Annotated in this window: 8 protein-coding genes and 1 pseudogene; 3 read left to right on the top strand and 6 right to left on the bottom strand. The window is 74.3% G+C overall.

Annotation, left to right across the window (positions count from 1 at the left end; all coding sequences use genetic code 11):
* Window positions 1-158: 158 nt before the first annotated feature.
* On the bottom strand, window positions 159-2423 hold the full coding sequence (locus QK440_RS03990; RefSeq protein ID WP_282791521.1) for an excinuclease ABC subunit UvrA: 2265 nt from the start codon (window positions 2421-2423) through the stop codon (window positions 159-161).
* A 258-nt stretch (window positions 2424-2681) separates the two neighbouring features.
* Between QK440_RS03990 and QK440_RS03985 the strand changes: the two genes are divergently transcribed.
* Both QK440_RS03985 and QK440_RS03980 read left to right on the top strand, forming a co-directional pair.
* Window positions 2682-3059, top strand: coding sequence for a hypothetical protein (locus QK440_RS03985; RefSeq protein ID WP_282791520.1), 378 nt, complete (start codon window positions 2682-2684; stop codon window positions 3057-3059).
* 304 nt (window positions 3060-3363) lie between these two features.
* Window positions 3364-3750: a peptidase inhibitor family I36 protein gene (locus tag QK440_RS03980; RefSeq protein WP_282791519.1), complete on the top strand. Its 387-nt coding sequence runs from the start codon at window positions 3364-3366 to the stop codon at window positions 3748-3750.
* 139 nt (window positions 3751-3889) lie between these two features.
* On the opposite strand, the gene QK440_RS03975 is transcribed toward QK440_RS03980, so the two are convergent.
* From QK440_RS03975 to QK440_RS03965, 3 genes are all read right to left on the bottom strand, one after another.
* Entirely contained in the window at window positions 3890-4687 is a 798-nt protein-coding gene (locus tag QK440_RS03975; RefSeq protein ID WP_282791518.1) for a maleylpyruvate isomerase N-terminal domain-containing protein, read from the bottom strand.
* A gap of 253 nt (window positions 4688-4940) precedes the next feature.
* On the bottom strand, window positions 4941-6932 hold the full coding sequence (locus tag QK440_RS03970; protein ID WP_282791517.1) for an ABC transporter ATP-binding protein: 1992 nt from the start codon (window positions 6930-6932) through the stop codon (window positions 4941-4943).
* A 209-nt stretch (window positions 6933-7141) separates the two neighbouring features.
* The gene (locus QK440_RS03965; protein WP_282791516.1) at window positions 7142-8065 is read right to left on the bottom strand and encodes a LysR family transcriptional regulator; all 924 of its coding nucleotides are present in this window, start codon (window positions 8063-8065) and stop codon (window positions 7142-7144) included.
* 71 nt (window positions 8066-8136) lie between these two features.
* On the opposite strand from QK440_RS03965, the gene QK440_RS03960 reads away from it, so the two are divergent.
* Window positions 8137-9051: a dihydrodipicolinate synthase family protein gene (locus tag QK440_RS03960; protein ID WP_282791515.1), complete on the top strand. Its 915-nt coding sequence runs from the start codon at window positions 8137-8139 to the stop codon at window positions 9049-9051.
* A 10-nt stretch (window positions 9052-9061) separates the two neighbouring features.
* Here the strand turns inward: QK440_RS03960 and QK440_RS03955 are convergent, their stop codons facing one another.
* Together QK440_RS03955 and murJ are read right to left on the bottom strand one after the other, a co-directional pair.
* Window positions 9062-10342 (bottom strand): APC family permease, encoded by a 1281-nt coding sequence (locus QK440_RS03955; protein WP_282791514.1) that lies wholly within the window; start codon window positions 10340-10342, stop codon window positions 9062-9064.
* A 166-nt stretch (window positions 10343-10508) separates the two neighbouring features.
* A pseudogene (gene murJ, locus QK440_RS03950) lies at window positions 10509-12098 on the bottom strand (murein biosynthesis integral membrane protein MurJ); the annotation flags it as partial.
* Window positions 12099-12234 lie beyond the last annotated feature (136 nt).

Genomic DNA, 12234 nt, shown 5'->3' with positions numbered 1-12234 from the left:
GCCCCCCCCGCCTTTTTTGCCCCGGGGGGCTTTTTACCCCCCCCCGGGGGGGGGGCAAACCAAATTTGGGGTCGGCGCCCCGGGGGGGGGGGGCCGGGGGGGGGGGGCCCCCGCGCTCCGTGGCGGGGCTCGGCAGGCGCGTGTCCCGGGGGGAGGTCTCAGGGTGACGTGACGTACTCCCGCAGGTGGCGCGCGGTCAGCGTGTCGCCGTGGGCGACCAGGTCGGCCGGGGTTCCGGTGAACACCACCTCGCCGCCGTCGTGTCCGCCGCCCGGCCCGAGGTCGATGATCCAGTCCGCGTGGGCCATCACGGCCTGGTGGTGTTCGATGACGACGACCGAGTTGCCGTCGTCGACGAGGCGGTCGAGCAGCGCGAGCAGTTGGTCCACGTCGGCCAGGTGCAGCCCGGTCGTCGGCTCGTCCAGGACGTACGTGGCCGACTTCTCGGCCATGTGGACGGCGAGCTTCAGGCGCTGCCGCTCGCCCCCGGACAGCGTGTTGAGCGGCTGGCCGAGGCGCAGGTAGCCCAGCCCGACGTCGCCGAGGCCGCCGAGGACGGTGTTCGCCTGCCCGGAGGGGAAGAAGTCGCACGCCTCCGCCACCGACATGCCCAGGACCTCGCTGATGTTCTTGCCGCGCAGCGTGTACGTGAGGACCTCGGGCGTGAACCGCTTGCCCTCGCACTCCTCGCACACCGACGCGACCTGTGTCGTCGCGAGGTCGGTGTGGATGAGGCCGATGCCGTTGCACTTCGGGCAGGCGCCCGCCGAGTTGGCGCTGAACAGCGCCGCCTTCACGCCGTTGGCCTTGGCGAAGGCCGTGCGGATCGGGCCCAGGAGGTTCGTGTACGTCGCCGGGTTCGAGCGGCGGGAACCGCGGATCGGCGCCTGGTCGGCGACCACGACGCCGTCCCGCCCGGACAGGTAGCCGTGGATCAGGGAGCTCTTGCCGGAGCCCGCGACGCCGGTGACGACGGTGAGCACCCCGAGCGGTACGTCGACGTCGACGCTCTTCAGGTTGTGCAGGTCGGCGCCCTTGACGGACAACTGGCCGGTGGGGGTGCGGACCTGGGGGCGCAGGGTCACCCGGTGGCCGAGGTGGCGTCCGGTGAGGGTGCCGGAGCGGCGCAGCCCCTCGACGTCGCCGGAGTAGCAGATCTCGCCGCCCGCCTCGCCGGCGCCGGGACCGAGGTCGACGACGTGGTCGGCGATCGCCACGACCTCCGGCTTGTGCTCGACCACCAGCACGGTGTTGCCCTTGTCGCGCAGCCGGAGCAGCAGGTCGTTCATGCGCCGGATGTCGTGCGGGTGCAGGCCGACGGTCGGTTCGTCGAAGACGTACGTCACGTCCGTGATGCTGGAGCCGAGGTGGCGCACCATCTTCACGCGCTGCGCCTCGCCGCCGGACAGCGTCCCGGAGGGGCGGTCCAGGCTGAGGTAGCCGAGGCCGATCTCGGTCAGCGAGTCGAGCAGGTCCCGCAGGGAGGCGAGCAGCGGTGCCACGCTCGGCGCGTCGATGCCGCGGACGAATGCGGCCAGGTCGCTGATCTGCATCGCCGCGCACTCGGCGATGTCGCGCCCGTCGATCTTCGAGGCGAGCGCGGCCCGGGTCAGCCGGGTGCCCTCGCACAGGGGGCACCGGGTGAAGACGACGGCCCGCTCGACGAAGCTGCGGATGTGCGGTTGCAGCGCGTCCCGGTCCTTGGCGAGCCAGCTCCGCCGCATCTTCGTGACGAGGCCCTCGTACGTGAAGCCGTTGGAGCCGACCCTCACCTTGACGGGCTCCTTGTGCAGCAGGTCGTCCCACTCCTGGTCGGTGAAGTCGCGCAGCTTCTTGTCGGGGTCGTGGAAGCCGGAGCCCACCACGACCTGCCAGCTCCACGAGTCCACCGCGTAGTACGGCACGGTGATGGCGCCCTCGTTGAGCGAGAGGTCCCGGTCCACCAACTGGTCCACGTCGACGGTGGAGACCTCGCCCGTGCCCTCGCACTCGGGGCACATGCCGTCGGGGAGGTTGAAGCTGAACGCCCCCGGGGTGCCGATGTTCGGCTCCCTGATGCGGCTGAAGACGATCCGCAGCATCGTGTACGCGTCCGTGGCGGTGCCCACCGTGGAGCGCGCGTTGGCCCCCATCCGCTCCTGGTCGACGACGATCGCCGCGCTGAGGTTGCGCAGTTCGTCGACGTCGGGGCGGCCGACGCTCGGCATGAACGACTGGACGAACGCGGTGTACGTCTCGTTGATGAGCCGCTGCGACTCGGCGGCGATCGTGCCGAAGACCAGCGAGGACTTGCCGGACCCGGACACTCCGGTGAACACGGTCAGCCGTCGCTTCGGCAGGTCGAGCGAGACGTCCTTCAGGTTGTTCTCCCGGGCACCGCGGACCTGGATCACGGTGTGGCTGTCGGCGGGGGTGGCGTTCACGGATGCTCCTCGCGCGCTTGTTCGACAAGGAGGCACAGCGTACACCGTACCCAGTGAGGGAGGGGCGACTTCGCGGGAGTCCGTACCGGCGCGGGCGTGCGCCAGGGCGTCACGCCCCGGATACACAGAAAGGGGCCCTCTCCCCCATACGTCATCCCTTCAGGTGAATGCCCGAATGATCCGGGCGCCGCAGGGGGAGCCTGGCCGTGCCCGCCGACCCGTCGCGGGCCGCCAACTCCCAGCGCCGCAAAGGTCCTTATGTTCCGAAAACTCGTCCTGACGGCCACGGCCCTGGCCGCCGCCCTCACCCCCGTACTCGCCTCCACGGCACCCGCCACCGCGGCCGGGCCCGACGTCGCGCGCGGTCCCGGCGAAGTGTGCTTCTGGACCCAGCCGGGCCAGCACGGCACGGGCTTCTGCTACCGGCCTCCGGGCTACCGGGACCTGCCCGAGTCCCACCACGACAAGACGGCGTCGTTCCGGTCGGACGTGAACCAGAACATCTACGCGATCGACTGGGGCCGGCACGACTGCTACTACCGCCTCATCCGGCCCTACGACTTCAGCGACAACTGGTCGTGGGGATCGCGGATCGACGGGGTGTCCGACAAGACGGAGGGCTGCCAGGCGGCCTGACCGGCCGGGCGAGCCGGATGCGACGGCGATCCCCCGCCACCATCGTCCCGGGGCGGGGCCCGGCGCCCGCGACCGCCGCCCATCGGCCGGACCGGCCGCGACACGTCCGCCCGCGCAGGACCCGCAGCACCTCGCGGCACCCCGAAGTACCTTGCCCTGCCCCGGAGTTCTGAAGTCCCCGTACTTCTCGCAGTGTCCCGCAGTGCCCGCGATGCGCGGCATACGTGCCATACGCGCACCGCAGGCAGTGCACCCGGCAACCCGAGCCCAGAACACGAACCGACCGGAAAGGTCTCGACCGCCCATGACCGCACAGCCCGCCAAGCGCACCTTCCTCGCGGCCGCTGCCGCCGCCCTCCTGCTGACCGGCAGCCTCGCGGCGGCCGCTCCGGCCGGAGCCGCCGACTGCCCGAGCGGCCACTTCTGCGCCTGGGAGCACGCCAACTACGACGGCCAGCGCGCCAACTGGTCCGGTGACGACGGCTGGTGGGAGAGCTGGATCGCCGACGAGGACTCCTCCTGGGCCAACCACGGCATCTCGGGCCCCGGCGTGAAGGACCACGTCAAGGTGTACTCCCGGGCCCACCAGGGCGGCCACATGACCATCTGCCTCACGCCCGGCCAGGAGGTCCACTACAACGGCGCGGCCAACGACGACGGCGACTCCCACACCTGGGCCATGAGCTGCTGACCGGCACACGGACGCGCGGGCCCGCCGCCCCCGGGCGTGCGGGCCCGTCCGCGTACGGTGCGTACGCCTGCCGGATGCCTGAGTGCGCCTGCCCTACGGCCTTCCGTGGGACCGGCCCGCGACCGCCGTACGGCAGGCCTCACTTCCGCAGCCAGTGGCTGACGGTCTCCCGCCACCGCTCCAGCAGGGCGCGGTCCCCGATGACCTCGGCGCCCGCGGCGGGCACGACCTCGCGCCCGTACAGGAGCAGCAGCAGGGCGGCGGCCGGGCCGCGCACCGCGACCGCGGCCTTCTCGTGGGCGCGCCGGGTGGTGATGGCGTCGCCGGTGAGGTCGACCAGCCACTCCCCCGCCCCCGGCCCGACGTCGGTCGCGTGGAAGTGGACGGTGCGGCCCGGGCCGAGCAGCGCGCGCAGGTGCTCGGGGGACTCGTAGACCTGCGGCAGGACGGTGAACTCCATCCACTCGTCCACACCCGCCTGGGCGGTCCCCGGGTCGAGCACATACGTGCCGCCGACGGCGGCGACCGCGTCCGCGCGGTGCAGGACCGTCTCGAACAGCATGCGGCGCGCCCAGAACACCGGTGTGCCGCCCGGCGCGGGCGTCCACACCGGCGCCTCCGGCCCCGCCGCGCGCAAGGTGGCCGCGAGCAGCGCCGCGCCCTCGGCCACCCAGTCGCCGAGGGCCGCGGCGTCGCCGGTGTCGTCCCCGGCGACGTCGTCGACCTGGTCGTGGGGCACCGGCCCGGCCGACCGGGTGCGGACGACGCGCTCGGCCCAGCGGTGCGCGCCGCCGACGTGCCGCAGCAGGTTGCCGAGGGTCCAGCCGGGGCAGGTCGGCACGGGCGCGGTGAGGTCGGCGGCTGTGACGTGCTTCCTCAACTGGTCGGCCTGCGCGACGATTTCGGCGGCGTGGCGCTCAAGGGTCACATGGCTCATGGCCTCACGGTAGGTCACGGGCCCCGGCGCCCGCGCGGGCATTACCGGCGGGGGCGGCGCAGGGACCGGCTGAGCGGTGCCACGGCCGCGCGGGCACGGCGGTCGCACGAGCAGGACAGCCGCGCGGGCACGGCGGTCGCGCGAGCAGGACAGCCGCGCGCCCCCACCTCCCGCTCCCGCGGCGTATAGCGCAGAGCAGGAACAGCGCGTACGGGAAGCCCCAGGGACGCAGCGGCAGCGTGGCGCACGGGCGTCACGACGCCGTCGCCAGGAACTGGGTCGCCGCCAGCTCCCCGTACAGCGGGTCCCCCGCCACCAGCTCGTCGTGGGTGCCCATGGCCCGTACGCGGCCCGCGTCCATCACCACGATGCGGTCGGCGAGCGTCACCGTGGAGAGGCGGTGCGCGACGACCAGGACCGTGACGTCCCGGGCCACCTCGGCCACGACGTCGCGCAGCGCGAGCTCGTTCACGGCGTCGAGCTGGGAGGTGGCCTCGTCGAGGAGCAGCAGGCGCGGCCTGCGCAGCAGCGCGCGGGCGATGGCCACGCGCTGGCGCTCGCCGCCGGAGAGCTTGGAGCCGCGGTGGCCGACCACGGTGTCGAGGCCCTCGGGCAGCCGCTCGACGAGGGTGTCGAGGCGCGCCCGGGCGAGGACGTCGCGCAGGTCGTCCTCGGTGGCGTCCGGGGCGGCGAACACGAGGTTCTCGCGGAGCGTGCCCGCGAGGACCGGCGCGTCCTGCTCGACGTAGCCGATGGCGGCGCGCAGGTCGGCGAGGGGCCACTCCCGGACGTCCTTGCCGTCGACGAGGACGCGGCCGCCGGTCGGCTCGTAGAACCGCTCGACGAGTCCGAACACGGTGGTCTTGCCCGCGCCGGACGGGCCGACGAACGCGGTCATGCCGGGGCTCGGGACGGTGAAGCTCACGCCGTCGTGGACGAGCGGCAGCTCGGGCTGGTAGCGGAAGGTCACCTCCTCGAAGGCCACGGACGCGGGCGTGCGCTGCGCCGCGGGCGTGGACGGCGACGGCGCGGCGAGGTCCTCGGTCTCCATCCGCTCGGCCCGCACGATGCGGGCGACGGCGGCGGATCCGACCTGGTATTGAGTGATCGCGTCGACGAGCCGGCTCACCGGGTCGATCAGATAGAACAGGAGCATCAGGAACGCCACCAGGGTCGCGACGGAGATCGCGTCGGAGGCGACGCGCGCGCCGCCGACACCGAGCACCGCGAGGAACGCGACCTGGATGGCGAAGCCCATCGAACTCCACGCCACCGCCTGCCACTTGGCCGACTTCACGCCGTGCCGCCACGCCTCCTGGGCGGCGTCCGACACGGCGTCCGTCTCGCGCTGCTCGGCACCGGAGGCCTTCAGGGTGCGGAAGGCGCCGAAGGCCCGCTCCAGGGCGGTGGAGATCTTGCCGACGGCCTCCTGGGACCGCTCGGTCGCCTTGGAGATCTTCGGCATGACGAAGGCGGTGGCGGCCCCGATGAGCGCGATCACCCCCAGGGTCACGCCGAGCAGCACCGGGTCCATGAAGGCCATCATCACGATCGTCGCGACGATGGTGAGGGCGCCGGAGAACGCCGACACCACGGCCTGTGTGGTGACCGCCTGGAGCAGCGTGGTGTCGGAGGTGACGCGCGACATCAGGTCGCCGGGCTGGACGCGTTCGAGTTCGCTGACCTTCAGGCGCAGCAGGCGCCGGATGAGCGAGCGCCGGGAGTCGAGGACGACGGACTGCGCGGTCCGCTCCAGGATGTAGCCGCCGATGGACTCGACGGCGGTGCCGACGACCAGCAGGACGGACAGGACGACGAGGATCGAGGTGATCGACTCGTCGTCGGACAGGCGGTTGACGAGCGCCTCGACGGCCACCGGCTGCGCGACGGCGGTCGCCGCGCCGATCAGCGTGAACAGGCCGCCCAGGGCCACGACGCCGCGGTGCGGCCGCACATGGCGGTAGAGGACGCTCCAGGTCTCCTTGGCGGACAGGCGTTCGTCCGCCTTCCCGGCGGGCGCGCCTTTGTCTGTCTCCCCGGCGGGCGCGCCTTTGCCCGTCTCCCCGGCGGGCGCGCCTTTGTCCGTCTCCCCGGCGGGCGGACGTTCATCCGTCTCCCCGGCGGACCGGCGCTCGTCCGTCACCCCGGCGGACAGGCGTACGTCCGTCGCCCCGGCGGGCAGGCGTCCGTCCTCGCCCTCCCCCTGCGGGGGTTCCCCCTCGGTCACGGGTGTGGCCGTGGGCATCGGCCGGTCCTTGCCCCTGTGTTCGGTCACGTTCTGCTCAGCCCTGGTCTGCTCGGTCGGTTGTCTCGGCGTGCGGTCGCCCGGCGACGGCCGGGTCCGGTGTCGGTCACACGGGGCAGGACGCAGCACAGGGCGCGGCACCTGACACCGCGGCGCACACGTCCGGCCGCGGCTCGCGCGGCACGCCGGTGCTCGTGCGCGCGCCGGGGTCACCCCGCGGGTTCCGCGCGCGGCATGGAGTCCACGGCGGCCCTGGCCGCGGCCACGAAGGCGGCGATCGCCGGGTGGGTGCCGCCGCCCGCGCGGAAGGCGACCTTCGAGCGGCGGAACAGCGGCAGCCTGGTCAGGACCACGTCCGCGGGGCTCCGGTCGGTGGCCATCTCCGGTACGAGTCCGGCGCCCTGCCCGGTGGCGGCCAGGCCGAGCACCGTGCGGAAGTCGTTGACCTGGTGGCGGATGCGGGGCTGGAACCCGGCCGCCTGGCAGGCGCGCACGGCCATCGCGTGCCCGGTCGTGCCGTCCCTCGCGGTGATCCACGGGGTCTCGGCGAAGGGACCGAGCAGCTCCCCCAGCGATCCGCCGCGGCCCGCGGCCCCGGCCGTCGCGGGGGTGACCAGGTACATGGGCTCCTCAAGGAGAGGCACCTCGTCCACCGTGGTGTCCGGTGTCGCCGGTACGAAGTCGTAGTCGTGGACGAGGGCCACGTCGAGCTCGCCCGCCCGCAGTCCGTCGGAGACGCGCGCGGAGTCGATCTCCTGGACCATCGGTTCCAGCGCGGGGTGCCGTCGCGTCAGCTCGGCGAGCGCGGCGGGCACGATGGTGTGGCCGCCGGAGGGGAAGGTCCCGATCCGCAGCGGCCCGCCGATGCCCTCCCGCGCCCCGGCCAACTCGGCGACCGCCAGTTCGAGGCGTTCCAGGACGGCGTCGGCGTGTGCCACGAGGGACCGGCCCGCGGGCGTGAGGACCACCCGCCTGCCGCTGCGCTCCAGCAAGGGCACCCCGGCCTCCCGCTCCAGGACGCCCAGTTGTTGGGAGACCGCGGACGCGGTGAAGGTCAGGGCCTCGGCCACGGCAGCGATGGTGCCGCGCCGGTCGAGTTCGCGCAGGAGGTGGAGACGGCGTACATCGAGCATAAGTTCAGCTTAGGTGTGGAGGTAGAAATCAGAAATGGATCTACAGGGTCCGGTGGGCCAGGGTGGACGGCATGAAGCCCGAACCGAAGTTCACCGGTCTGTACGTCCCCCTGGTCACGCCGTTCACCGACGATCTGCGGCTGGACCCCGACGCGCTGGCCCGGCTCGCCGACGAGGCGCTGTCGGCCGGGGCCTCCGGCCTCGTCGCCCTCGGCACCACCGCGGAGGCCGCCACGCTGACCGCCGAGGAGCAGCGGACCGTGGTGCGCGTGTGCGCGGCGGCCTGCCGGAGCCACGGCACCCCGCTGGTCGTCGGGGTCGGCACCGCCGACACCGCCGCCGCCCTCGCGTCGCTGCGCGCGCTGGCGGACACCGGTGACGTCGCCGCTGCGCTGGTCCCGGCGCCGCCCTACGTCCGGCCCGGCGAGGCGGGCACCGTGGCGCACTTCACGGCGCTGGCCGAGGGCGGTGGGGTACCCCTGATCGTGTACGACATCCCGTACCGCACCGGGCAGGCGCTCCGCCCCGGCACGGTCGCCGCGCTGGGCCGCCTGCCGGGCGTCGTGGGGACGAAGCACGCGACGGGTGCGCTCGACGCGGCCACGATGGAGCTGCTGGACTGCGCCCCGCCCGGGTTCGCCGTCCTCGGCGGTGACGACGCGGTGATCTCCCCGCTCGTCGCGGCGGGCGCCCACGGCGGCATCATCGCGTCGGCCAACGTCCGCACCGCCGACTACGCCGAGCTGATCGAGTTGTGGCGGCGCGGCTCCGGCACCTCGGCGCGCCCGCTGGGGGCCGAGCTGGCCCGGCTGTCCGCCGCCCTGTTCGCCGAGCCCAACCCGACGGTCGTCAAGGGCGTGCTGCACGCCCAGGGGCGCATCCCCAGCCCCGCCGTGCGGTTGCCGCTCCTTGCGGCCTCCGCCGACGCGGTGCACCGCGCGGCCCTTCTGGCCACCGGGCCCGTGCTCGCGGGGCAGCGGCGGTGACCGCGCGGGCTCACCGCTTGCCGCGGGCCGCCAAGGCCCTGCGGATGCCGTACGCGGCGGCGCCGGCGGCCAGGACCGCGGCCCCGGCGGCCACCGAGGACGGCGGCAGGGCGAAGGCCAGGAGGAGGCAGCCGGTCAGGCCGAGGACGGGGACGACGCGCGGCGGGCGGCCCTCGGCCGGGGTGAGCGTCCAGGCGGCGGCGTTGGCGACGGCGTAGTAGGCGAGCACGCCGAAGGACGAGAAGCCGATGGCGCCGCGCACGTCCACCGTGGCAGCGAGCACCGCGACGACGGCGCCGACCGCGAGTTCGGCGCGGTGCGGCACCTTGAACCTCGGGTGCACGGCGGCCAGGGCGCCCGGCAGGTGCCGGTCACGGGCCATCGCCAGGGTCGTCCGCGACACTCCCAGGATCAGCGCGAGCAGCGACCCGAGCGCGGCCACGGCGGCGCCCGCCCGCACCACCGGCGCCAGCCCGTCCGCGCCCGCGGCCCGCGCCGTGTCCGCCAGCGGCGCGGGGGAACCGGCCAGGTCCCCCGGGCCCAGCACCGCCAGGACGGTGACGGCGACGGCGGCGTAGACGCACAGCGTGATGCCCAGCGCGAGGGGCACGGCCCGCGGGATGGTGCGGGCGGGGTCGCGCACCTCCTCGCCCAGGGTGGCGATCCGCGCGTAGCCGGCGAAGGCGAAGAACAGCAGGCCCGCCGCCCGCAGGACCCCGCCGGGGCTCGCGTCGGCCCCGATGTCCAGGCGCGCGGCGTCCGCCGCGCCGGAGGTGAGGCCGGTGGCCACCACGGCGGCCAGCACCGCGAGGACGACGGCGACGACGGCGCGGGTGAACAGCGCGGACTTCTGGACGCCCGCGTAGTTCACCGCGGTCAGCGCCACCACCGCGGCGACCGCCACCGCGTGTGCCTGGCCGGGCCAGGCGTACGCGCCGACGGTGAGGGCCATGGCGGCGCAGGAGGCGGTCTTGCCGACGACGAACGCCCAGCCCGCCAGGTGGCCCCAGAACTCCCCCAGGCGCTCGCGGCCGTAGACGTAGGTGCCGCCCGAGGCCGGGTAGCGGGCCGCGAGCCGGGCCGAGGAGGTCGCGTTGCAGTACGCGACGACGGCGGCCAGGGCCAGGCCGAGCAGCAGTCCGGAGCCCGCCGCCTCGGCGGCCGGGGCGAGCGCGGCGAAGATCCCCGCGCCGATCATCGCCCCCAGGCCGATCGTCACCGCGTCGGACAGCCCCAGGTGCCGCCGCAACGCGTCCGGGCCCCCGGCCGCGGTCGATGCCCTGCTGCTCATCAGCTCACCCCTTGGCGGCACGGCACCGTCCCGCGACGGCTCCCGGCGGACCTCTCAGGCTCTCGATGGACGCCGGCGGCCTCCGGCGCACCGACGGCCTCCGACGTCGGCCGACGATACGCGGTCGCCCAGCCGCCCGGTGCCGCTCGGTGCCGCCCAGGCCTGCTCAGCCCAGGCGAGGCCGCACCACCCCGACGCGCAGCAGCCGGGCGAGGAGGAGGTAGCCGAGGGCCATCGCGGCGGCGCCCGCGACGAGCGCGAGGGCGGTCCGCACGGTGCCCGCGGCGCCGTCGTCCGCCAGGGCCCGCGCCACCGCCCAGGCCAGCGCCCCGGCCGGTGCCGCGGCGAGGGCGAGCTTGCCGTAGGTGCGCAGCAGCCGGGTGCCGTCCATACGGCCGCCGAGCCGCCTGCGCAGCAGACACGCCGTCAGCAGCAGCCCCACGGCGTACGACACGGTGTACGCGCCCGCCATGCCGACGACCGCCCAGCGGGCCGGGAGCAGGTGGTGACAGGCGGCGGCCAGGGCGATGTTGACGGCGGCGATCCAGACGGCCGTCCAGAACGGCGTACGCGTGTCCTCGAAGGCGTAGAAGCCGCGCAGCAGCACGTACTGGGCGGAGAACGGGACGAGGCCGAGGCCGAAGGCCTGGAGCATCTGGCCGAGCGGCTGCGCGGAGGCGGCGTCCGCGGCGCCGTGCCCGAACAGCAAGGCCGCGGTCTGCGGACCGAGGGCGAGGAAGAAGAACCCGGCGGGCACGATGACGGCGCCGGTGGTGCGCAGCGCCCGGGACAGCTCCCCGCGCAGGTCGTCCGTGCGGCCCTGCGCCGCCGCCGTGCTCAGGCGCGGGAGCAGCGCGGTGACCAGCGACACGGTGACGATGGACTGCGGCAGCAGCCAGATGGTCTGCGCGTACGAGTACGCCGTGTAGCCGGCGCCCGCCGTGGGCAGGCGCTGGTCGGCGGCGTTGGCGTAGTTCGTGACGACGGTCAGGGCGACCTGATTGACGAGGACGAACAGCAGTGTCCAGCGGGCGGCCCGGACGCTCTTGCGCAGCCCCGACCCGCGCCAGTCGAAGCGCGGCCGGAAGCGGAAGCCCACCGCGCGGACGTACGGGACCAGGGCGAGGGCCTGGAGGGCGATGCCGCAGGTGGTGCCGAGTCCGAGCAGCCGCACCTGGGCCGCCGAGACGTCTCCCACGGTGTCGGGGGCGGTCATCAGGCCGAGGTAGGCGGCGAACATCCCGATGAGGACGAGGTTGTTGAGGACGGGCGTCCACATCATGGCGCCGAACCGCTCGCGGGCGTTGAGGACCTGTCCCAGCATGCCGAACATGCCGTAGAAGAAGATCTGCGGCAGCAGGAAGCGCGCGAAGACGACGGTGAGCTCGAACGCCTCGTGGTTGGCCGGGGTGTCGCGCATGTAGAGGCCGACGATCTCCGGTGCCGCCCACACGGCGAGTACCGTCCCCACGGCGAGCAGGCACAGCACGAGCGTGACCAGGCGCTGTTCGTAGGCCCGGCCGCCGTCGGGGTGCGTGGTCCGGGCACGGACGAGCTGCGGCACGAGCACGGCGTTGAGCGCGCCGCCGATCAGCAGGGTGTACAGGCCGGTGGGCACGGTGTTGGCCGTGTTGTACGTACTGGCCAGCAGGCCGGTGCCGAGCGCCGCGCCCTGGAGGACCTGGCGGATCAGGCCGGTCGCCCGGGACACGAGGGTGCCCGCGGCCATCAGGAGCGAGGAGCGGGCGAGGCCGCCTGTCGCCCCCGAGCCGTCGGCGCCCCCGGCTCTCCGGGTTCTCCAGGTTCTCCTGGCTTTGCGGGCTCCGTGGGCTCCGCGGGCCGTTGCGGTCGCGTCGGCGCTCCTGGGCCGTGCGTGTCCCTGCGCTGTCACG

Origin of the sequence: Streptomyces sp. CC224B, from assembly GCF_030010595.1 — a bacterium.
GTDB classification, from domain to species: Bacteria; Actinomycetota; Actinomycetes; order Streptomycetales; family Streptomycetaceae; genus Streptomyces; species Streptomyces longispororuber.
Note: the sequence above shows the minus strand (reverse complement) of the source record. Positions and strands in the feature narration are given on the sequence as shown.